The sequence below is a fragment of the Pseudomonas sp. 210_17 TE3656 genome, from assembly GCF_054821965.1.
This window is the reverse complement of record NZ_JBTRBC010000001.1, coordinates 4,332,989-4,355,885: the sequence shown is the minus strand read 5'-3', so window position 1 is coordinate 4,355,885 and position 22,897 is coordinate 4,332,989. Positions and strand designations below refer to the sequence as shown.

The 22,897-nt window shown below is 61.0% G+C and carries 18 protein-coding genes; 13 read left to right on the top strand and 5 right to left on the bottom strand.

Annotated elements, in window-relative coordinates:
• Positions 1 to 224: 224 nt before the first annotated feature.
• The 6 genes from ACVI9W_RS20415 (at position 225) to ACVI9W_RS20390 (ending at position 7,275) form a co-directional block, all read left to right on the top strand.
• Positions 225 to 539 (top strand): ElaB/YgaM/YqjD family protein, encoded by a 315-nt coding sequence (locus ACVI9W_RS20415; protein ID WP_342624817.1) that lies wholly within the window; start codon positions 225 to 227, stop codon positions 537 to 539.
• Positions 540 to 547: 8 nt separating this feature from the next.
• Positions 548 to 925, top strand: a complete 378-nt coding sequence (locus ACVI9W_RS20410) for a phage holin family protein (protein ID WP_422415242.1) — start codon at positions 548 to 550, stop codon at positions 923 to 925.
• Positions 922 to 1,254: a hypothetical protein gene (locus tag ACVI9W_RS20405; RefSeq protein WP_157191808.1), complete on the top strand. Its 333-nt coding sequence runs from the start codon at positions 922 to 924 to the stop codon at positions 1,252 to 1,254. Before ACVI9W_RS20410 ends, ACVI9W_RS20405 begins: the two co-directional genes overlap by 4 nt.
• 87 nt (positions 1,255 to 1,341) lie before the next feature.
• Positions 1,342 to 2,673, top strand: a complete 1,332-nt coding sequence (locus ACVI9W_RS20400) for a deoxyguanosinetriphosphate triphosphohydrolase (protein ID WP_461530984.1) — start codon at positions 1,342 to 1,344, stop codon at positions 2,671 to 2,673.
• Between the two features lie 307 nt (positions 2,674 to 2,980).
• Entirely contained in the window at positions 2,981 to 3,607 is a 627-nt protein-coding gene (locus ACVI9W_RS20395) for a response regulator (protein WP_461530983.1), read from the top strand.
• An 8-nt stretch (positions 3,608 to 3,615) separates the two neighbouring features.
• Positions 3,616 to 7,275: a transporter substrate-binding domain-containing protein gene (locus ACVI9W_RS20390; RefSeq protein ID WP_461530982.1), complete on the top strand. Its 3,660-nt coding sequence runs from the start codon at positions 3,616 to 3,618 to the stop codon at positions 7,273 to 7,275.
• A gap of 41 nt (positions 7,276 to 7,316) precedes the next feature.
• Here ACVI9W_RS20390 and ACVI9W_RS20385 read toward each other — a convergent pair whose 3' ends face one another.
• On the bottom strand, positions 7,317 to 7,661 hold the full coding sequence (locus ACVI9W_RS20385) for a YggL family protein (RefSeq protein ID WP_191831950.1): 345 nt from the start codon (positions 7,659 to 7,661) through the stop codon (positions 7,317 to 7,319).
• Positions 7,662 to 7,865: 204 nt separating this feature from the next.
• Here ACVI9W_RS20385 and dacB point away from each other — a divergent pair, with 204 nt between their 5' ends.
• The gene (dacB, locus tag ACVI9W_RS20380) at positions 7,866 to 9,329 is read left to right on the top strand and encodes a D-alanyl-D-alanine carboxypeptidase/D-alanyl-D-alanine endopeptidase (protein ID WP_157191803.1); all 1,464 of its coding nucleotides are present in this window, start codon (positions 7,866 to 7,868) and stop codon (positions 9,327 to 9,329) included.
• A gap of 4 nt (positions 9,330 to 9,333) precedes the next feature.
• Here dacB and ACVI9W_RS20375 read toward each other — a convergent pair whose 3' ends face one another.
• Both ACVI9W_RS20375 and rlmKL read right to left on the bottom strand, forming a co-directional pair.
• Positions 9,334 to 11,730, bottom strand: a complete 2,397-nt coding sequence (locus tag ACVI9W_RS20375) for a sensor domain-containing diguanylate cyclase (RefSeq protein ID WP_461530981.1) — start codon at positions 11,728 to 11,730, stop codon at positions 9,334 to 9,336.
• A gap of 106 nt (positions 11,731 to 11,836) precedes the next feature.
• Complete coding sequence (gene rlmKL / locus ACVI9W_RS20370) at positions 11,837 to 14,038, bottom strand: bifunctional 23S rRNA (guanine(2069)-N(7))-methyltransferase RlmK/23S rRNA (guanine(2445)-N(2))-methyltransferase RlmL (RefSeq protein ID WP_461530980.1); 2,202 nt, start codon at positions 14,036 to 14,038, stop codon at positions 11,837 to 11,839.
• Positions 14,039 to 14,579: 541 nt separating this feature from the next.
• Here rlmKL and rmf point away from each other — a divergent pair.
• Entirely contained in the window at positions 14,580 to 14,795 is a 216-nt protein-coding gene (gene rmf, locus ACVI9W_RS20365; protein WP_010223328.1) for a ribosome modulation factor, read from the top strand.
• 95 nt (positions 14,796 to 14,890) lie between these two features.
• Here the strand turns inward: rmf and ACVI9W_RS20360 are convergent, their stop codons facing one another.
• Positions 14,891 to 15,913, bottom strand: a complete 1,023-nt coding sequence (locus ACVI9W_RS20360; RefSeq protein WP_461530979.1) for a quinone-dependent dihydroorotate dehydrogenase — start codon at positions 15,911 to 15,913, stop codon at positions 14,891 to 14,893.
• 151 nt (positions 15,914 to 16,064) lie between these two features.
• On the opposite strand from ACVI9W_RS20360, the gene ACVI9W_RS20355 reads away from it, so the two are divergent.
• The 5 genes from ACVI9W_RS20355 to cobA all read left to right on the top strand — a co-directional run bounded on the left by ACVI9W_RS20355 (position 16,065) and on the right by cobA (position 21,709).
• A complete protein-coding gene (locus ACVI9W_RS20355; protein ID WP_461530978.1) occupies positions 16,065 to 17,279 on the top strand; it encodes a CmpA/NrtA family ABC transporter substrate-binding protein in 1,215 nt (404 codons plus the stop codon).
• A gap of 15 nt (positions 17,280 to 17,294) precedes the next feature.
• Positions 17,295 to 17,870 carry an ANTAR domain-containing response regulator gene (locus tag ACVI9W_RS20350; protein ID WP_461530977.1) on the top strand — a complete coding sequence of 192 codons (576 nt, stop codon included), beginning with the start codon at positions 17,295 to 17,297 and terminating at the stop codon, positions 17,868 to 17,870.
• Positions 17,871 to 18,044: 174 nt separating this feature from the next.
• On the top strand, positions 18,045 to 19,256 hold the full coding sequence (locus tag ACVI9W_RS20345) for a nitrate/nitrite transporter (protein ID WP_461530976.1): 1,212 nt from the start codon (positions 18,045 to 18,047) through the stop codon (positions 19,254 to 19,256).
• Between the two features lie 9 nt (positions 19,257 to 19,265).
• Entirely contained in the window at positions 19,266 to 20,936 is a 1,671-nt protein-coding gene (locus ACVI9W_RS20340; RefSeq protein ID WP_461530975.1) for a protein kinase domain-containing protein, read from the top strand.
• Positions 20,937 to 20,965: 29 nt separating this feature from the next.
• Entirely contained in the window at positions 20,966 to 21,709 is a 744-nt protein-coding gene (gene cobA, locus ACVI9W_RS20335) for a uroporphyrinogen-III C-methyltransferase (protein ID WP_461530974.1), read from the top strand.
• A gap of 57 nt (positions 21,710 to 21,766) precedes the next feature.
• On the opposite strand, the gene ACVI9W_RS20330 is transcribed toward cobA, so the two are convergent.
• Entirely contained in the window at positions 21,767 to 22,804 is a 1,038-nt protein-coding gene (locus ACVI9W_RS20330) for an OmpA family protein (protein ID WP_038608805.1), read from the bottom strand.
• Between the last annotated feature and the right edge of the window lie 93 nt (positions 22,805 to 22,897).

Sequence of the window (22,897 nt, the reverse complement as noted above, 5' to 3'; positions counted from 1 at the left end):
CGAGCGCCACCTCCCTGGCCGATCCTGCTGGTATCTGGAGTTTTTCCTTGGGTTTGTCGTGGATTGGGTTAAGGTTTACAGGCCCGGCTGCCTTCCGTGTGCGAACTTGGCGCAGGCGCCGGACCTGAGCGCACCCTGGAACAGCAAAACCTGTACCAGCATTTTCACTGAACCTTCGCCAGCGCTCGCGACTCGAAATAGCCACAACCCTTAGGGAGAGCCCCATGACCAGCAAATCGGCAAAGACTGCTCAAGAGATATTGATGGCTGATTTTCAGGCGTTGGTACGTGACACCGAGAAATTGCTGGAACACACCGCCACTCTGGCCGGTGATCAAGCCGACGAATTACGCGGTCAGATCCACGAGAGCCTGATGCGTGCCCGGGAAACCCTGCAACTGACCCAGGATTCGGTCCGCGAGCACGGCCAGGCAGCCCTGAGCGCGACCGAAGACTACGTACAGAACAACCCCTGGCAATCGATCGGCATTGCTGCCGGGGTCGGCTTTCTGATTGGTCTGCTGGCCAATCGGCGCTGAGGTTGACTATGGAAAGTGAATCCAACGGCACCAGCGCTGCGTCGAGCAAACGCCTGGGCGCAGCTGTACTCGGCCTGTTGCACGGCCATGTCGAGTTGTTCGGTATTGAACTGCAGGAACAGAAAGCGCGCACCCTGAGCCTGTTGCTGTTTGCCGGTCTGGCCCTGGTGTTTGCCCTGCTCTTGCTGGTCGCCCTATCAGCTTTGGTACTGGTGCTGCTGTGGGACAGTTACCGCTTGGCCGGCGTCATCGGCCTGTGTGTGTTCTACGGTTTGGCGGCGCTGTTCTGTGCCTTGCGCCTGAAAGCTGCGGTGTACGATGAATCGTCACCTTTCAGCTCGACCCTCGAAGAACTTGCCAAGGACCGGGAGCGCCTGTTGCCATGAGCCTGTCTGAGTTACCGAAAACCACCAACCGGCGTGAGCTGCGCAAGGCGCTGGTGCGCCTGCGCCTGGAGATGCACCGCCAGGAAATCCGCCATGAGTCCGGGCAGTTGCTCAACCCCCTGACCCGTCTGCGCGCCATGGGCGACAGCCTGCAGGGTGGACTGGGCATCAAGCATGCACCACTGTGGGGAATCGCTGCGGTGGTGGTGCTGGGATTCCTGACCGGCAAGGGCGCCAAAAACGGTAGCCTGAGCCGGATGATTCGCCTGGGCAGCAGCCTGCTGCCATTGCTCAAGCTGGTCATGCAGGGCGCTGCCAGCAAGCGCTGAGTATCGGGCCCGTCCCCACAGATAGACTTGCAGGTGCCGCGCCGACACGGGAAGCTAGGCGCCTGCCCCTGTTTTGGAGAACCGGCCTTGGACTGGCACACCCTGCTCACCCGCGAACGTCTCGGCAAGACCCTGCACAGCCCTGAAGAGCTGGGCCGCAGCCCCTTCCACAAAGACCATGACCGGATCATTTTCTCCGGTGCCTTCCGCCGCCTGGGGCGCAAGACCCAAGTGCACCCGGTATCCAGCAACGATCATATTCACACACGCCTGACCCATTCGCTGGAAGTCAGCTGCGTCGGCCGTTCACTGGGCATGCGTGTCGGTGAAACGCTGCGTCGCCAGTTGCCTGAATGGTGCGAGCCCAGCGATCTTGGCATGGTCGTGCAGTCAGCCTGCCTTGCTCACGACATCGGCAATCCGCCCTTTGGCCATTCCGGTGAAGATGCCATTCGCCACTGGTTCCAGCAGGCAGCCGGGCGCGGCTGGCTCGATGCAATGACCGACGCCGAGCGTGCCGACTTTCTCAATTTCGAAGGCAACGCCCAGGGCTTCCGGGTCCTGACCCAACTGGAATATCACCAGTTCGACGGCGGCACTCGCCTGACCTACGCAACCCTCGGCACCTACCTGAAATACCCCTGGACCGCCCGCCATGCCGACGCGCTGGGCTACAAGAAGCACAAGTTCGGCTGCTATCAGAGCGAACTGCCATTGCTGGAACAGATTGCCGGCAAACTCGGCCTGCCGCAGATTGAAGATCAACGCTGGGCCCGGCACCCCTTGGTGTATCTGATGGAAGCCGCCGACGACATCTGCTACGCCCTGATCGACCTCGAAGACGGTCTGGAAATGGAACTGCTCGACTACCCGGAAGTGGAATCGCTGCTGTTGAACCTGGTGGGTGACGATCTGCCGGAAACCTACCGCCAGCTGGGCCCCGGCGATTCACGTCGGCGCAAGCTGGCGATTCTGCGCGGTAAGGCCATCGAACACCTGACCAATGCCGCCGCCCGCGCGTTTGTCGAACAACAGGATGCCTTGCTGTCGGGGCGTTTGCAGGGTGACCTGGTCGAACACATGCATGGCCCGGCCAAACGCTGCGTCCTGCAAGCCAAGGACATGGCACGCAAGAAGATCTTCCAGGACAAGCGCAAGACGCTGCATGAAATCGGCGCCTACACCACCCTCGAAATACTGCTCAACTCGTTCTGCGGCGCGGCGCTTGAACAACACGGTGGGCGCACGCCATCGTTCAAGAGCCGACGCATCCTCGACCTGCTCGGCAATAGCGCCCCCAATCCCGATGCACCACTGTATACATCGTTCCTGCGCATGATCGATTTCATTGCCGGGATGACCGACAGCTACGCCAGTGAAATGGCACGGGAGATGACGGGACGTTCAAGCCCGGTGTAAGCGTATTACACGCCCGCCAGGTGTGAGGAGCGATGTCGGACTCACACCTGGCCACCTGTTAATACATATCAGTGCAGGACAAGGACTACATGTCGAAAATAGTTTAAACAAACCAAATAAACAGAAACATTAAGTTACCAACACCCACACCTGAAGCAACAGCATGAAACAACACTTGTAGTCCATACCTGCATTTAGAGTCGGATATTTCCTATATAGCACTTAGCTCCCTTTCTGTTCGTGTGCGCCCTGTTCTATCTGCGTTAAGGTGCCAGCTTAATCGACACCTTTCCTGGATAAGTTCACCATGCAATCTGTATTTATCATCGACGATCACCCAGTCATCCGCCTGGCTGTACGCATGCTCCTGGAGAATGAAGGCTATTGCGTGGTCGGAGAGTCGGACAACGGCGTGGACGCCATGCAGATGGTCCGCGAATGCCTACCCGACCTGATTATCCTCGACATCAGCATTCCCAGACTCGATGGCCTGGAAGTGTTGTCACGCTTTCATAGCATGGCCATCCCCCTGAAAATCCTGGTGCTCACCGCACAGTCGCCGGCGTTGTTTGCCGTACGCTGCATGCACTCCGGCGCCGCCGGCTATGTATGCAAACAGGAAGACCTGAGCGAGTTGCTCAGCGCGATCAAAGCAGTGTTGTCGGGTTACAACTACTTCCCCAGCCAGGCGATCAGTAACTTGCGCCCTCACGACAACGAACACTGTGAACTGGAACTGTTCAAGCAAGTCAATGACCGGGAATTGATGGTACTGCAACTCTTCGCCCAAGGCAGAAGCAACAAGGAAATTGCCCAGGGGATGTTCCTCAGCAACAAAACTGTCAGCACTTATAAAAAGCGCCTGATGCAAAAGCTCAAAGCCAAGTCCTTGGTCGAACTCATTGAATTGGCCAAACGCAATGCTCTGGTTTGAATCAGGCCATGCCTAGCCGCACCCTCTATTGTTGCCTGTGCAGCCTCCTGGCCTGCCTGTACCTGCTACCTACGGCATATGCCGACGACGTACAGGCCAGCCAGCACCGGTTGCTAAGCCGCTCGCAACCGGTGAGCGTGGACCTCCCGCTGAGTTCGGCGCAACGACGCTGGATCGCAGGCAAAAAGCAATTGCTGCTGGGTACTTCGGCACCGGACTATCCGCCCTTCGACATGACCGCCAGCGGTCGCGACTACGAAGGCCTGACGGCTGACATTGCCGGAATACTGCAAAACACGCTGCGATTGCCTATTCAGGTCCGACGCTTTGCCAACCGCCAGGAAGCGGTAAAGGCCCTGACTCTGGGGCAGATAGACCTGCTCGGCAGTGCCAATGGCTTCGAAGCCTCTACACCGGGAGTGGTGCTTTCCAGACCCTACGCCATCGATCAACCGGTGCTGGTGACCCGCGAAAACGAAAGCCGCCCGCTTGATACCGGTCTGGCTGGCCTGCGCCTGAGCATGGTCTATCACTACTTGCCGCTTGCAGAGGTACGGGCCAATTACCCGAAGGCAACGATTCAGACCTACCCCTCCTATCTGAATGCCCTCAATGCCGTCGCCTTCGATCAGGCCGACGTGTTTCTCGGCGATACCATTTCCACCCATTACATGATCAATCAGGGCCATCTGCAGAACGTCAAGATGGCCAATTTCAGCAAACACGAACCGGTCGGCTTCAGCTTTGCCGTACAGCAAAGCAACCTCACCCTGCTGCAGTTGATCAACGCCACCCTCGACAACCTCTCAAGCACTACCCGTAAAGACATTTTCAAACGCTGGAGCGCGGGCAGCGACCTGCTGCTGACTGATCGCAAACTGCAACTCTCGCAACGCGAAGAGCACTGGCTGAGCAAGCACCCGGTGGTCCGTGTAGTGGTCAACGAAACCGCTGCACCACTGACATTTTTCGATAACACCGGCAACTTTCGCGGAATTGCCGCCGACTTGCTTGAGCTGATCCGTTTGCGCACCGGTTTGCGCTTCGAAGTGCAGCGCGCCAGCGGCATCAGTGACATGATCGATCGTGTGAACCACAACCAGGCCGATGTAATTGCCGCCATCTCGCCGAGCAAGCAGCGGGAAAGCACCTTGCATATCAGCCGCCCCTACCTGGAAAACTCCTACGTGCTGGTGACCCGCACAGGAGCGGACCAACCCTCCTCGCTGGAACAGCTTTCAGCTCGCCGCGTGGCCCTGACCCGCGACAGCCCTCTGCTCGACAGGCTGCGTGCACGAGCAGCCGGCATACAGCTGGTGGAGACCGAAAGCGCCGCTCACTCCACATCCTTACTGGCCAGCGGCCATGTCGACGCTGCCATCATGGCGCTGATCAACGCCAACTTCAGCCTGGCGACCCAGCATGGGCTGGTCATTCGGGCTTCCGTTGGCGCCGAGCCGGCGACCTTTTCGATGGCGACCGCCAGGCATTCCCAGGAGCTGGCTTCGATTCTGAACAAGGCACTGCTGAGTATCGCGCCGGAAGAGCTGGGCGTTATCAACAGCCGTTGGCGTGGCTACAGCACCGAAACCGATGCCTACTGGAGCAAGTACCACCAACTGGTCCTGCAAATCGTGTTGGGCACCAGCGTGCTCCTGCTGCTGTCATTGGCCTGGAATGCGTGGATGCGCCGCCAGATCAAACAACGCGAAGCCGCAGAGCGCGCCTTGGGCGATCAGCTCGAATTCATGCGCACGCTGCTCAACGGCACGCCTCACCCCATGTATGTACGTGACCGTGAAGGACTGCTGCAAAGTTGCAACGACAGCTACCTGGAGGCCGTTCAGTTACAGCTTGATGAAGTGCTAGGCAAACGCCTGGATGATGGCGCGCTGGGCGATAGCTGCTATGCCAGCCAGATTCAGGCCGACTACCAGCAAGTGATGCGCGAGGGCGTGCCACTGATCATTGATCGTCCGCTGCTGATCAATGACAGGACAATGACCATTTACCACTGGATCCTGCCTTACCGGGACTCGCTCGGTGAGGTCCAGGGCATCATCGGCGGCTGGATCGATATCAGTGAACGACGCCAGTTGATCCAGGACCTGAGCCAGGCCAAGCAGCAGGCCGATGATGCCAATCGCGCCAAGAGCACCTTTCTGGCAACCATCAGTCATGAAATCCGTACCCCGATGAACGCCATCCTTGGCATGCTCGAGCTAGCCCTGGAAAAAGCCGACCAGGGGCAGCTGGATCGACCGGCAGTCGAAGTGGCCTACAGTTCGGCCAACGACTTGCTGGCCCTGATCGGCGACATACTCGACATCGCCCGCATCGAGTCCGGGCACCTTGCTCTGGCGCCGGAACGGGTCGGCCTGAGGGCGCTGGTGGAGTCTGTCGGACGCGTGTTCGATGGCCTGGCGCGCCAGAAAAACCTGCGCCTGATGATCCGTATCACACCCAGCGCGCATGTCGATGTTCACCTGGACCCGCTACGGATGAAGCAGATCCTTTCGAATATGGTCAGCAATGCAATCAAGTTCACCGAGCAGGGCCAGGTCATCATCGAACTAGCCCTGGAGCCTGGCCCCGAGCCGGATCTTGCCAGGCTTGAACTGAGCGTACAGGACACCGGTATCGGCATTCGCGATGAGGACCAGCAACGCCTGTTCCTGCCCTTCGCCCAAGCCAACCCCGATAGCAAGCTGGCGCGTAGCGGTACAGGCCTGGGTCTGTCGATCAGTCGCGACCTGTGCCACCTGATGGGCGGCAACCTGACCCTGCACAGTGTGTTTGGCCAGGGTACCCGTGTGCAGGTCAGCATGCCGGTGACGCTGATGGCCAGCCAGCCCGGCGGGCCTGCCGTGATTGCCGAACCCTGCCTGTCCGTTGCCGCCCTGAAGGTACTGGTGGTCGATGACCATCCGGCCAATCTGCTGCTACTGACCCAGCAACTGAACTACCTGGGGTTGCAGCACCGCAGTGTCGATAACGGCCTGGAGGCTCTGGAGATATGGCGGCGGGAGGCATTCGATGTGCTGATCATCGACTGCAACATGCCAGACATCGATGGTTACCAACTTGCCCAGGCAATACGCGCTGACGAAAACGCACGACAATGGCCCCGCTGCACCCTGCTCGGTTACACCGCTAATGCGCAACCGGAAGTCCGCAGGCAATGCCAGCAAGCCGGCATGGATGACTGCCTGCTCAAGCCGATCAGCCTCAAGGCGCTGGGCCAGCGCCTGGCGAGGATCCAACCTCTCCCCCAACGCGCCGGTGCCGCCCACTCTGCCCTGTTCGACCTGCAAGGCCTGGAGCCCGTGGTGGGCAACAGCGCGGTCGACCTGCAAGCATTGCTGAAACAGCTTCAACAGAGTTTTAGCAAGGACCGGATAGCGCTGGCGGAGCTTGACCCTGAACGGCAACCCGATCGGTTGAAGGACGAAGCGCATCGTATTCTCGGTGCCGCGCGGATCATTCAGGCCAACGCCTTGATCGATGCCTGCGAACAACTGGAATCAGACTGCCAGGCGAATGCGCCGGTACCCACGCTCGAGCTTCACCAGCAACAGCTGGCGGCAGCCATGGCAGAGGTGGAACAGGCACTTGAACGGCACTTGCACCCAGGGGGCTCAGCCAGTGCGACGGCAAAGGTGAGCTGAAAATAAAACGGCGGCCACTGGGGCCGCCGTTTCTTCAGGCATCAGGCAACCGGATTGATCGGGTTTTCCGGATACCAGGCGTCCAGCAGCGGGCTGACTTCGATCTTGGTCAGCTCGTTGCGGCCTTTGAGCCAGCTTTCAACGGCAGCGCGTTGCTCTTCAGTGACCGAGCCGCGATCTGCTTTGCAAACCAGACCGAAGTCGTCGCCGCCAACATAGTCCAGACCGTTGGCATCCATAGCGTCTGCCAGGAAGGCATCGAGGAAGGCATCAACGGCTTCGTCGGTCAGGTCTTCCTTGAACTCCAGGTTCAGTTCAAAACCCAGCTCCTGGAATTCATCCACGCAGAGTTTTTTGCGCAGACGGCGGGAACGGTTAGTGGCCATGAAACAATCCTCTTGAGTAATAACGCGGCGCACTTTACCAGTTTCGCCGCGAGGCTGCCGGAATAAAAGCCGACAAGCCACCCTGTCGCACTGCCCCATCTCCCTGCGCCTTGGGGCATAATGCGCGCTATATTTTTCACTCCGGGGCCTTCACCTTTCCTTGCTCCGTTTTTTTCACCCCTCGCTTGCAGGGTTTTATTGCACATGATCAGATCTCTACGCCCTCTTCTGCTTGCCGGCCTGCTCCTGCCCGTTGCCTTGCCTTCCCAGGCCGCGGCCGTCAACACCACGCTGCCCGCCAAGGTGCAGCAAGCGCTGAAAACCAATAAATTGCAGGACTCGGCCCTGTCGCTGGTGATGCTGCCGCTCAACGGCCCTGGCACGCCAACCGTGTTCAATGCCGACATCTCGGTCAACCCGGCCTCGACCATGAAGCTGGTCACCACCTATGCGGCCCTGGAGCTGCTCGGCCCGACTCACCAGTGGAAGACCGAGTTCTACAGCGACGGCCCGCTGCGTAACGGCACCCTGCAGGGCAACCTCTACCTCAAGGGCGGCGGTGACCCGAAACTGAACATGGAAAAGCTCTGGCTGTTGATGCGCGACCTGCGCGCCAACGGGGTGCAAACCATCAGCGGCGACCTGGTGCTCGACCGCAGCCACTTCGTGCAACCCGTGCTGCCCCAGTTCAATGATGACGGCGGCGACGAAAACAAGCCGTTCCTGGTCAAACCCGACTCCTTGCTGATCAACCTCAAGGCCCTGCGTTTTGTCGCCCGCAACGACGGTGGCAAGGTGCTGGTATCGGTCGAGCCACCGATTGCCAGCATCCGTATCGACAACCAGGTCAAGGCGGTCAACAGCAAACAATGCAGCGGCGATGTGCGCTACAACCCGGTCACCCAGGCAGACGGCGTCACCGTCGTGGTCAGCGGCCAGTTGGCTGACGGCTGCAACTCGCAGACCTACCTGTCGCTGCTCGACCACCCGACCTATGCCGCCGGTGCGGTACGGGCCATCTGGAATGAACTGGGTGGCACCATCCAGGGCCGCGACCGGATCGACAGCGTGCCAAAAAGTGCCCGCCTGCTGGCACGCGCCTTCTCGCCTGACCTGGTCGAGATCATTCGCGACATCAACAAATACAGTAACAACACCATGGCCCAGCAGCTGTTCCTGAGCCTGGGCGCGCAGTTCCGCACCGATGCCGATGGCGACGACGCCCGTGCAGCACAGCGGGTGGTACGCCAGTGGCTGGCGAAAAAGGGCATCACTGCACCGCACCTGATCATGGAGAACGGCTCCGGGTTGTCTCGCGCCGAACGGGTCAGCACCCGGGAAATGGCGGCCCTGCTGCAAGCTGCCTGGAAAAGCCCCTACGCTGCCGAATTCATCAGCTCCATGCCGCTGGTAGGCATGGATGGCACCATGCGCAAGCGCCTCAAGCGCACAGCGATGACCGGCGAGGCCCATATCAAGACCGGCACCCTGAATACCGTACGCGCGATTGCCGGCTACAGCCGCGACAGCAACGGCAACACCTGGGCGGTGGCGGCGATCCTCAACGATCCAAAACCCTGGGGTGCTTCAGCGGTGCTCGACCAGGTGCTGCTGGACCTCTATCGCCAGCCGAAACTGGTCAACAGCACGGCCTCTGTACAGCCCTGAGCATTCAGGAAAGTTCTGTCTCGACCCGGTCGCGGCCAGCTTGTTTGGCCGCATAGACGCCGGAGTCGGCGCGTAGCAACAAGGCATCGGCGCCCTCCCCCGGGCGCCAGCCGGCCACGCCAAAACTGGCAGTGACCTGCCCAACACCCTCGACGACGACACTGCGCACCCCCTGCCACAACTCCAGGGCCAGCGAGTGCGCCTGCTCGGCGTTACTGCCCGGGCACAAGACCATGAACTCCTCTCCACCCAGACGACAGAACACATCGGTGCGCCGCAGACGCTGACTGATGCGCTGGCACAGGCTGCGCAACACATGATCACCCACCGCATGACCAAACTGGTCGTTGATGCGTTTGAAGTGATCGATATCCAGCATGATGATCGCCAGGTCCTGATTGTCGCGCTGAGCGCGCTCAAGCTCGACCTTCAAACGCTCCTGGAAATAGCGCCGGTTATGGATACCGGTCAGCGAGTCGGTCACCGACAGCGCGCGCAGCTCTTCTTCAACCCGTTTCAGATCGGAGATATCGGTCAGATAGCCGTGCCACAGCGTACTGCCGTCCTCCTCCGGCTCAGGGGTCGCCTCGCCCCGCACCCAGCGCTGACCTGCCAGCGGCAACAACACGCGATACTCTTCACGCCAAGGTGTCAGGTGATCGGCTGAATGGCGGATTGAAGTGCGCACACGCAACAGGTCATCCGGGTGGATGCGCTCAAATACCGCCGTAGCATCCTGGCGCAGCAGCTCAAGCTCAATCTCGTAGATGTCACGCAAGCCTTCACTGGCATAGGTGAAACATGAGCTGCCATCCAAACGCAGACGGAACTGATAAATGCCACCAGGCACTTCGGCACTGAGCTTGTCCAGCAAACGGTCACGGGCCGCCAGGGCTTCATGCACGCGCTTGCGCTCAGTGACATCGATGCAGATCGCCAGGTGACCGACCCACAGGCCGTGTTCATCGAGCACTGCCGTCACCAGCATGTTGGCCAGCAGATGGCTGCCGTCTTTACGCTGCAACGTCCACTCACCCGCCTCTTTGCCTCCTTCCTGCACGGTTTGCGCGAACATTGCCTGGGCCGGGGTGATTTCGCGGCCATAACGCTGGCTCAAGTCCCGGGCCCGCTGGTGCAGTTCCTGGGGCGAGATCAGTGCCTCAAGGGTCAGGCTGCCGACCGCTTCGGCACTGCTGTAGCCCAGCATGCGTTCGGCGCCAGCATTGAACGTGCTGATCACACCACGCAGGTTGGTAGCGACGATCGCGACCTGAGTCGCCGCATCCAGCACACTGCGCAACTGATTGTGGGTATCACGCAGCGACTGCTCACTGATGCGCAGCTCGCCAGTGCGCTGTTCGACCAGGGTCAGGGCGCGCTGACGCTGGCTGAACAGACTGAACAGCAAGGCACTGAGCAATACACTGAGCAAACCACCCAGAAACACCACGGCGGGGACCGCCGAAGAGCGGTTGGCCTGCATGAACGCCAGACTTGGACGGATATCGAGCTGATAGTCATGGTCGGCCAAGTGCAGCAGATGACTGGCGGCCAGCGTTGAGGAAGTACCCCGGTTATCCGACTGGAACAGCACCTCATGCTGGCTGTCCGGCCCGGACAGGTCGCGAATACGCACCACCAGGTTGTCCTGGGCCGCGTTGGGCAGTCCCTCGGCCATCAGCTGCCGCATACTGATCACCGCCATGACATACCCCCGCGGCTGCGGGTCAGGATCATGTGGCGCGAACACTGGCGCCGCCATCAGAATACCGCGGGCATACGCAGGCTCCACATCGGTAAGGTTGAGCGGCGCAGAGACAGCCATGCTGCCGGGCTTCGCGGCGCGTTGCAGGGTGTCCTGACGCAGGGCCTGGGAAAGCAGGTCGAGACCCAGCGGCTGGCGCTGCAGGCCCAAGGTCTGGGTAAACAGCACCGGGTAGTAGATCGGACGCGCGGGTGATACGCGCAAACTGCCGTCATCCGTCAGTTGCTGGATTTCGTAGGGACGGCCAAGTACCTGAGTCGCACGCTGCTCAAAGGCCTGGCGTGCGGGCCCCGGCACCCGCGGCGCCCAGGAATAGGCCTGGGTACGGTGCAGCAAGGGCCGCGCGTAACCATTGAATTCTTCGAGCGTGATTTCGGTGGCAAAGACGAAGAACCGACGCAGCCCATCCAGGCGCTGCACCTGATCCTCGAAGCGTTCTTCGATACGACTGTAACGCTCACTGGCCAGCAGCTCGAAGCGTTGACGCAACTGTTGCTGGTACAACTCGTAGGTTGCCAACGCCAGAAACGCAGTCAACAGTCCGCCGGCCACCAGTGCCACAAGGGCAACCAACCAGGCGGACACTTCTTCGCTGACGAAGCCGAGCATCTTTGGACGAACGCCATGCATCGACATAGTTGATCGCACTCATAACGCCAGCATGCAGCGTTTCCCAGGTCCTCCTTCAGTTATAGCCATTAGCCACTAATGAAGCAATCCGAGGCCTGGGAGAAGATCGTCTTCAGCGTGCCTGAATGCGCCATGCCCGATGAATCTTGGTGTTACGGGCGAAGTCCGGATCCAGGGTCTGTGCGCTGATTTCCTCTACCGCATAACGTTCGGCCAGACGTTCGTCGAGCTGGAACTTGCGGAAGTTGTTGGAGAAATACAGCACGCCGCCCGGTGCCAGACGCGCTACTGCCAGGTCGAGCAATTCGACATGGTCACGCTGGACATCGAATACACCTTCCATACGCTTGGAGTTGGAGAAGGTCGGCGGATCGATGAAGATCAGGTCGAACTCATCACGGCACGCTTGCAGCCAGGCCATGACATCACCCTGCTCCAGACGGTTCTTGTCGGAGAAGCCATTGAGCGACAGGTTGCGCCGCGCCCAGTCCAGGTACGTCCGTGACAGGTCGACGCTGGTGGTGCTGCGTGCACCGCCCTTGGCCGCATGCACGCTGGCGGTCGCGGTGTAGCAGAACAGGTTGAGGAAACGCTTGCCGGCGGCCTCACGCTGGATACGCATGCGCATCGGCCGGTGATCGAGGAACAGCCCGGTATCCAGGTAGTCGGTCAGGTTGACCAGCAATTTGACGCCACCTTCGCTGACCTCCAGGAACTGGCCCTGAGTGCTCTGGCGCTCGTACTGGCGGGTACCGCTCTGACGCTCGCGACGCTTGACCACCACCCGGCTCTGGTCGATGCCCAGTGCCTGGGGAATTGCGGCCAGGGCATCGAACAGGCGGGCCTGGGCTTTCTCCGGATCGATCGAACGCGGTGCTGCGTATTCCTGGACGTGTACCCAGTCCTGATACAGGTCGATGGCCAGGGCGTATTCAGGCATGTCAGCGTCATACAGACGATAGCAACTGACCTGCTCGCGCTTGGCCCACTTGCCCAACTGCTTGAGGTTTTTCTGCAGCCGATTGGCGAACATCTGCCCGCCTTCGCTCAAGCGTGCCGGCTCGCTGGCAACGGCTGCCGGTGAACGCTGGTCTTCGTTACCCTGAGCGTCACGCTCGGGCTGGCGACGTTCGCCGGTGACGAACTGGTCGGGCTGCACCTTGATCAGCAACAGCTTGCACGGCAGCGCGCCGTTCCAGAACGCGTACTGTTTGTGGCTGCGAATACCCATGCGCTTGCCCAGATCGGGGGCGCCAGTAAACACTGCCGCTTCCCAGTTCAGGCACGATTGACGCAGACGCTCACCGAGGTTCTGGTAGAGGTACAACAGGCTGGCTTCATCACCCAGACGCTCGCCATAGGGCGGGTTACAGATCACCAGACCCTTCTGGTTCTGGTCTGGACGTGGCTCGAAACTGCCTACCTCGCCCTGGTAGATTTTCACCCAGTCGCTAAGACCGGCACGCTCGACGTTGTTGCGGCCCGGCTGGATCAGCCGCGGATCGGCTTCGTAGCCACGAATCCACAACGGCGGACGGGCAAGACCGGCCTGCGCCCGCGCCTGCGCTTCGTCGTGCAGCTTGCGCCACAATGCCGGTACATGGCCAAGCCAGGCGCTGAAGCCCCAGCGCTCACGCTTGAGGTTGGGGGCGATGTCGGCGGCGATCATCGCCGCTTCCACCAGGAAAGTACCCACACCGCACATCGGGTCAGCCAGCGCACCGCCTTCGGCGGCAATACGCGGCCAGCCGGCACGGATCAGAACCGCGGCAGCAAGGTTTTCCTTGAGCGGCGCAGCCCCCTGCTGCAGACGGTAACCGCGCTGGTGCAGGCTGTGGCCCGACAGATCCAGGGACAAGATCGCTTCACCACGGTCCAGACGCAGGTGCACGCGCAAGTCAGGGTTGAGCTTGTCAACCGAAGGACGCTCGCCATCGCGGGTACGCAGCTTGTCGACAATGGCATCCTTGACCTTCAGGGCACCGAAATGGGTGTTGTCGATACCCGAGCCATGGCCGCTGAACTCCACGGCCAGCGAACCGCTGGCTTCCAGATGGTCCTGCCACTCGACATCGTGCACACCATCGTACAGGTCGTCGGCGTTCTTCATGTTGAAGCGCTTGAGCACCAGCAGCACGCGGTTGCCCAGGCGTGACCAGAGGCACAAGCGGTAGGCGGTTTCCATGTCGGCCGAGCCGCGGATGGCCGAGGTGTGTTCACGCACCTCTTCAAGGCCCAGGCCGCGGGCCTCTTCGGCGAGCAGGCCTTCAAGACCTTTGGGGCAGGTTAGGTAGAGTTCGAAACGGTCCGACATGAGGTATCCAGTGCTTTGAGCAATAAGTGGAGGGCAAGCGCATCGCCTTCCGATGTTTAATCGAACGCCTTTCCAGCGAGCGTTCGAATGGCACTGCGGTGAGTGCCGGGCCACCCGGGCAACCTGACCTTTTGCCTGGGGCAGAAAAGTCTTTGATCGCCGGGCAGAATGAAAAATTCACGACTGACAGGGGGAAAAATGACCCTTCGTCGTATTGACTGCCTTGTTACAAATTATCACCCGGCGCTCGCCAAGTGACTTCAATTCTTATCAAACCCTGATCATAGCGGGCTTTGCGTCGGATCCAGGCCTGACGCATTTATTTACTTATCCTTTGACCCTAGGAAAGGTTACGTCCTTATGACAAAACGATCATTCACACTGTGTCGTGCATTGGTTAGAACTCATCTCAGGTTGTCACCGCAACGGGGCAACACTTTCGCTCGCGACGCCGGCAGCGAGCGCAAACCGGCAGAACGATTCTGCCCGGCCTCCTAGAGGCCGACGGGACATTACAGTCAACAAGTGAGGGCAACACCCTATGAGAAGACTTAAGCGTGATCCGTTGGAACGAGCATTTTCACGTGGCTACCAATATGGGGTCACCGGCAAATCCCGCGAGCTTTGCCCTTTTACTCTACCGTCTGTACGCCAGGCATGGATCAATGGCTGGCGTGAAGGACGCGGCGACAACTGGGACGGTATGACCGGCACTGCGGGTATTCACAGACTCAACGAACTTCACGCCGTTGGCTGAACGAGGAACTGAATTCATTCACCATGCGCGCCCCATCCGGGCGGCGGGCTAAGGCCCAGGGGCCCCTTCAAGGGGCCCTTTTTTATGCCTGCGTTTCAGCGCGGCATGGCAGCAATGGCGTCCACCGCTTCGCGGATCAGCGCAGGCCCCTTGTAGATGAACCCCGAATAGATCTGCACCAGGCTGGCACCCGCGGCGATCTTCTGTGCCGCATGCTTGCCCTCGGTGATGCCCCCGGCTGCGATGATTGGCAACTTGCCACCCAGCTCACCCGACAGCACCTTGACGATATGCGTGCTCTTTTCCAGTACCGGCGCGCCCGACAGGCCACCGGCCTCGTCGCCATGAGGCAAGCCCTCGACACCTTCACGGCCCAGCGTGGTGTTGGTGGCAATCACCGCATCCATGCCTGACTCGACCAGCGCCGCAGCCACCAGAGCGGTTTCTTCATCGCTCATGTCCGGAGCGATCTTGATCGCCAACGGTACGTGCTTGCCGTACTGCGCAGCCAGTTGCCCGCGGCGCTCGGCCAGGGCATCGAGCAACTGCTTGAGCGAGTCGCCGAACTGCAGGCTACGCAGGCCCGGGGTGTTGGGCGAACTGACGTTGACGGTGATGTAGCTGGCGTGGTCGTAGACCTTGTCCAGACAGATCAGGTAGTCGTCCACTGCGCGCTCGACCGGGGTATCGAAGTTCTTGCCGATATTGATGCCCAGTACGCCGCGATATTTCGCCGCCTGCACGCGGTTCAGCAAGTTATCGACACCCAGGTTGTTGAAGCCCATGCGGTTGATGATCGCCTCGGCCTGTGGCAAGCGGAACAGGCGCGGCTTGGGGTTGCCCGGCTGCGGACGCGGCGTGACCGTGCCGATCTCGACAAAACCGAAACCCAGCTGGGCAAAACCATCGATGGCTGCACCGTTCTTGTCCAGACCTGCCGCCAGCCCCACCGGGTTGGCGAACTCCAGGCCCATGACCGTCACCGGCAAGGAGGCCGGGGCCTTGGTCAGCAGCCCGTTCAGGCCCAGGCGGCCACCGGCGCCGATCAGGTCCAGGGACAGGTCATGGGAGGTCTCCGGGGAGAGCTTGAACAGCAACTGGCGGGCCAGGGTATACATGGGCGGGCTTAGCTCGGCGTGAGTGAGGGGGCGATTATATAGGTGGCGCCGTCCGGGGGACAGCGCCGCCTTGGCATATGCGTTGCTTTGTTGACGCTTGATACCGGCCACGCAAGCGGCACGGCCTGACCTTCGATACAGGCGCACTATTGTGAACAACGATACCCCCACGACTCCACTGGCCTGGGTCAACGGCAGCGATGCGCCGGAAAAGCGCAGCCTGGACATCGGCTTCATGGCCCTGAGCGACTGCGCCTCGGTAGTGGTTGCCGCGACCCAGGGCTTTGCCCAGCCCTACGGCCTGAGCCTGAACCTCAAGCGCCAGAGTTCCTGGGCCGGCCTGCGCGACAAGCTGGTCAGCGGCGAGCTGGACGCCGCCCATAGCCTGTATGGGCTGATTTATGCCGTGCACCTGGGCATTGGCGGCACCGGAGCCACCGACATGGCGGTGCTGATGGGGCTCAACCAGAATGGCCAAGGCATCAATCTGTCGGCGGCACTGCAACGTCAGCGCGTGACCCGTCCCGAGGCGCTGGAGCACTTCGTGCACCAAAGCAGGACAAAACTCACCTTTGCCCAGACCTTTCCGACCGGCACTCACGCCATGTGGCTGTATTACTGGCTGGCCAGCCAGGGCATCCACCCACTGCATGACGTCAACAGCGTTGTAGTGCCCCCGGCGCAGATGCTTGCTCATCTGCAAGCCGGGCGCATTGACGGTTTCTGTGTCGGCGAACCCTGGTCGGCCGACGCCGTCGAGCAGGGCCAGGGAATCACCTTGGCGACCAGCCAATCGATCTGGCCTGACCACCCTGAGAAAGTCCTCGGCTGTACCCGCGCCTTCGTCGAGCAATACCCCAACACCGCCAGAGCGCTGGTCAAAGCGATTCTGGCCGCCGGCCGCTTCATCGAGCAAAGCCCGGAAAACCGTCGCAGCACCGCCCAGCTGCTGAGCGGCCAGGCCTACCTGGACACGCCCTTGAGCAGTATCGAACCGCGTTTGCTCGGTGACTACCACGACGGCCTTGGCAATCACTGGCACGACCCGCACGCCTTGCGCCTGCACGACAACGGCCGGGCCAACCTGCCCTACCTGTCCGACGGTATGTGGTTCATGACCCAGTTCCGCCGCTGGGGCCTGCTGCGCGAAGATCCCGACTACCTCGGCGTGGCGCGCCAGGTGCAGCAACTGGCGCTGTACCGCGACGCCGCCACTGCCATCGGTGTGCCTTGTACCGAGCAGAACATGCGCCGCAGCCAGTTGATCGATGGCAGCTATTGGGATGGCAGCGACCCCGCCGGCTACGCCCGCAGCTTTGCCCTGCACGCGCTGGCGCAAACGCCTGCCGCCCTCGCCCGTCGCTGATCAGGGGAGCTCATGATGCTGCGGATCCTATTGATCGACGACACCGAAAAGAAAGTCGGGCGTCTGAAAGCTGCACTGGTTGAAGCCGGCTTCGAAGTTATCGAAGCGTCAGGGCTGATCATCGACCTGCCGGCACGCGTCGAAACGGTGCGTCCGGATGTGGTGCTGATCGATACCGAGTCACCGGGCCGGGATGTAATGGAGCAAGTGATCCTGGTCAGTCGCGACCGGCCACGGCCAATTGTCATGTTTACCGACGAGCACGACCCGAACGTGATGCGCCAGGCGATCCAGGCCGGGGTCAGCGCTTACATCGTCGAAGGCATCCATGCGGCGCGGCTGCAGCCAATCCTCGACGTGGCCATGGCCCGCTTCGAAAGCGACCAGGCGCTCAAGGCCCAGCTGCAAGCCCGCGACCAGCAGCTGGCCGAACGCAAGCGCATCGAGCTGGCCAAAGGGCTGCTGATGAAAATGAAGGACTGCAACGAAGAACAGGCCTACACCCTGATGCGTCGCCAGGCCATGAGCAAGCAGCAGAAGCTGATCCAGGTGGCCGAACAGATCATCGCCATGAGTGATTTGCTTGGCTGACAGCACCCTGGCCTGGCTTTTGCTAATTCTATTCGCACAGGTAGCCAACGGCGGTTGCCCCTTCACGACAAAGACGTCGCATCCCCCTCGCAACAGCGGGCCGGGAGGCGGCGTCTTTTGCGTTTCTGCCCCTTGAGGGCGCGACCTGCAGTGCAACGTTCAACGAGGTGTTCGATGAATACGAGTTTCTGGAAGTCCGGGCATATTCCCACGCTGTTCGCCGCCTTTTTGTATTTCGACCTGAGCTTTATGGTCTGGTACCTGCTCGGCCCCCTCGCGGTGCAGATTGCCACAGACTTGCAATTGACCACCCAGCAACGCGGCCTGATGGTTGCCACACCGATCCTCGCCGGCGCCATCCTGCGCTTCGTGATGGGCATCCTGGTAGACCGCCTGTCACCAAAAACCGCCGGCCTGATTGGCCAGGTGATCGTCATCATGGCGTTGTTCTGCGCCTGGAACCTGGGCATACACAGCTATGAACAGGCGTTGCTGCTGGGTGTGTTCCTCGGCGTCGCCGGCGCTTCCTTTGCCGTCTCCCTGCCACTGGCCTCGCAGTGGTACCCAGCCCAGCACCAGGGCAAGGCTATGGGTATTGCCGGCGCAGGCAACTCCGGCACCGTATTCGCCGCGCTGCTGGCGCCGGTCCTGGCCGCCAGTTTTGGCTGGAACAATGTCTTCGGCTTTGCCGTGGTGCCGCTGGTGCTGACCCTGGCGCTGTTCGCCCTGCTTGCGCGCAATGCCCCGCAACGCCCCAAGCCCAAGGCCATGGCCGATTACCTCAAAGCCCTGGGTGATCGCGACAGCTGGTGGTTCATGTTCTTCTACAGCGTCACCTTTGGCGGCTTCATCGGCCTGGCCAGCGCCCTGCCCGGCTACTTCAACGACCAGTACGGCCTGAGCCCGGTCATTGCCGGTTACTACACTGCCGCCTGCGTGTTCGCCGGCAGCCTGATGCGCCCTCTGGGTGGCGCCCTGGCCGATCGCTTTGGCGGGATCCGTACCCTGCTGGCGATGTACACCGTGGCAGCCATCTGTATTGCCGCGGTCGGTTTCAACCTGCCAAGTTCGGTGGCGGCACTGGCGTTGTTCGTCAGTGCCATGCTCGGTCTTGGTGCTGGCAATGGCGCAGTGTTCCAGCTGGTACCGCAGCGTTTTCGCCAGGAAATCGGCGTGATGACCGGCTTGATCGGCATGGCCGGGGGTATCGGTGGTTTCCTCCTGGCCGCCGGCCTTGGCGCGATCAAACAACACAGCGGCGACTATCAACTGGGGCTTTGGCTGTTCGCCAGCCTCGGTGTGCTGGCCTGGTTCGGCCTGTACGGCGTGAAACAACGCTGGCGCACCACCTGGGGCTCGGCCGCCGTCACCGCGGCGCGGGTCTGAGGCAGCGCCATGAGCCTGCAACTGAGCTTTGCGCAAGCCAGCGCCACCGGGCCTCGAGAAGAGAACCAGGATGCCTTGCGCCTGGTTACACCCAATCCGGAACTGGCTGCCAGCAAAGGCTATCTGTTCGCCCTCGCCGACGGCGTCAGCCAGTGCGCCGACGGCGGCCTGGCCGCGCGGGCGAGCCTGCAGGCGCTAGCTCTGGACTATTACGCCACACCGCCTACCTGGGGCGTGGCCCAGGCGCTCGACCGCCTGTTGCTGGCGCAGAATCGCTGGCTGCGCGCCAATGGTGGTGGCCAGCCACTACTGACCACCCTCAGCGCCCTGGTGCTGCGCGGTCGGCGTTTCACCCTGGCGCATGTCGGCGACTGCCGTATCTATCGCTGGGCCGCTGGCCAGTTGCAGCGTATCAGCGAGGATCACGTCTGGGATCAGCCAGGCATGCAGCATGTGCTAAAGCGCGCCCTGGGCCTGGATCAACACCTGCAGGTCGACTACCTCGAAGGCGACCTGCACGCTGGTGAATGCTTCGTCCTGCTCAGCGATGGCGTCTGGGCCAGCCTCAGCGAATCGCAAATCAGGGCGGTGCTGCGCGAACAGATCGACCTGCAGGACGCGGCGCACACGCTGGTCAGCTCGGCCCATCACAGCGGCAGCCAGGACAACGCCAGCGCATTGCTGGTGCGGATTGATCAGTTGGGCGCGAGCAACCTCGGCGATTCCCTGGCGCAACTGCAGCAATGGCCGCTGCCAGGCCCCTTGCGTAGCGGCCAATCGATCGATGGCTGGACGGTCGAGCAGGCCCTCAGCCAGAGTCGACAGTCCCTGTTGTACCGGGTTCACGACAACCAGCAACACGCCTGGTTGCTGAAAACCCTGCCCGAGCAGCGCAAGGATGAACCTGGCGCACTACAAAGCCTGCTGCTCGAAGAGTGGTTCCTGCGCCGGGTTGCCGGGCGTTACTTCCCCGAAGTCCACCCGGCCAGCCAACGCCAGCACCTGTATTACCTGATGCGTGAATACCCAGGCCAGACCCTGGAGCAATTGTTCGCCCGTACCGGCCCCTTACCGCTGGCGGATTGGCAGGCGCTTGCCCAGCAACTGCTACAGGCCGTGGGCATGCTGCACCGGCGCAACATCCTCCATCGCGATATCAAACCGCAGAACCTGCACCTGGGTGACGATGGCCAGCTGCGCCTGCTGGATTTTGGCCTGGCCTTCTGCCCGGGACTCTCTGAAGACCGTGCCCACGAGCTCCCCGGCACCCCGTCGTTCATTGCCCCGGAAGCGTTCGGCGGCGAGCCGCCCAGCGCCCGGCAGGACTTGTACAGCGTCGGCGTAACGCTGTTCTACCTGCTGACCGGTCACTACCCCTATGGCGAAATCGAGGCGTTCCAGCGCCCACGCTTTGTCCAGCCCACCAGTGCCGCACGCTACCGCCCAGACCTGCCTGAATGGCTGGAGCACAACTTGACCCAGGCATTGCTCGCCGACCCGCAACAACGTTTTGAAACCGCCGAGCAATGGCTGTTGCTGCTCGAACAAGGCGAACGCCAGCACCTGGGCATACGCCCGCGGCCACTGCTCGAACGCGAGCCACTGAAGGTCTGGCGCGGCCTGGCGCTGCTGTCGTTGTTACTCAACCTGATCCTGCTGATCTGCCTGCTAAAAGGCTGACGGCGTCCTTTGCCGATGAGGAATACACGATGAATGCGAAAGTCTGGCTGATTGGTGCCGGTCCCGGTGACCCGGAGCTGCTGACCCTCAAGGCTGTACGTGCCCTGGCTGAAGCCGAAGTGGTACTGATCGACGACCTGGTCAACCCACTGATCCTCGCCCACTGCCCTCAGGCACGCGTGGTTGCCGTTGGCAAACGCGGCGGATGCCGTTCCACACCCCAGGCCTTCATCCAGCGTCTGATGCTGCGCTATGCCCGCCAGGGCCGTTGTGTGGCCCGACTCAAGGGCGGCGACCCGTGCATTTTCGGGCGTGGCGGTGAAGAAGCTGCCTGGCTGCAGGCTCAAGGTATCGAAACCGAATTGGTCAATGGCATTACCGCCGGCCTTGCCGGAGCTACCCAATGTGGCATTTCCCTGACCTTGCGCGGCGTAAGCCGGGGCGTGACCCTGGTCACCGCGCACACCCAGGATGACAGCCCGTTGAACTGGCAGGCGCTCGCCCAGGGTGGCACCACCCTTGTGGTGTACATGGGCGTGAGCAAACTCGACGAGGTCCGCCAAGGACTGTTGGCAGGCGGCCTGGCAGCCGACACCCCAGTGGCGATGATCGAGAACGCATCCCTGCCCCAACAGCGCGAACAACGCAGCACCTTGGTTCAGCTATGCGAGGATGCTGCGCGCTTCAAACTCAGCAGCCCGGCGATACTGGTGATCGGCGAAGTGGCAGCCCGAGCAGCATCAGGCAGCACCCTGCTGCAGATACCGGCCTGAATCGCAGGCAAAGAAAAGCCCGGCCTAGGCCGGGCTTTTCCGTGAAGCGCTTACCAATTACTTGGCTTGGGCTTCTACTTGTGCTTCTACGCGACGGTTAACAGCGCGACCAGCGTCGGTGGCGTTGTCAGCAACCGGACGGGTTTCACCGTAGCCTACCGACTCAACACGGCTCGATTCTACGCCGTACTGGTTGGTCAGAACCTGCTTAACGGCGTTTGCACGACGCTCAGACAGCTTCTGGTTGTAAGCGTCAGGACCGACGGAGTCAGTGTGACCTTCAACAGTGGTGGTGGTCTGTGGGTACTGCTTCATGAAGTCAGCCAGGTTTTTGATATCACCGTAGCTGTTTGGCTTGACGACCGACTTGTCGAAGTCGAACTTGACGTCCAGCTCAACACGTACGACTTCGGCAACAGCCGGGCAGCCGTCAGCGTCAACGGTAACGTTGGCTGGGGTGTCAGGGCACTTGTCAACGTTGTCGCAAACGCCGTCGTTGTCGCTGTCGGAGCAGACTTCAGCAACTGGAGCAGGAGCAGCAGCAACTTTGCCACCGCTACCACCGAAGTTCAGACCCAGACCGACGGTTGGACCCCACTCGGTGTTGCCGTTGTCGATGTTGTACATGGCTTCAACGCCAGCACGGGCGAAGAACATGTCGGTGATGTACCACTTGGCACCGGCGCCCAGGTTGGCGAAGGTGGAGTGGTCACGACCGTTGTTGGTGGCCTGGCCCAGGCTCTCGTGCGCGAAACCAGCGGAAACGTAAGGACGCACTGCGTCGCCTACGGTACCCAGGTGGTAGGTAGCGTCGAGCTTGGCTTTAGAACCTTTGATGTCTTTGTTGAAGACTTCGCCACGAGCGTTGTGAGTCTCGTTGTAGCCCAGGTCCAGCGACAGGTCGTCGGTCAGGAAGTAACCGAGGCGAACACCAGGGTTGGTGCCGTCGTTCTTGAAATTGCGCTCGCTATCGTAGTACTGCTTGGTAACGTTACCTTCGATCTCAACCGCGCCTTGGCCCTGTGCCAGAGCGCCGAGCGAAGTTACGGCTACAAGAGAACCAATGGCCAAGCCCAAGGTGTTTTTCAATTTCATCCGTTAAATCCCCATCTGGTGATAGTTAAGCAGTCCCACCAACATCCGGGGGACAACTCGACGGCAAGTCTAGCAGAACTTGCCGGTACGTTA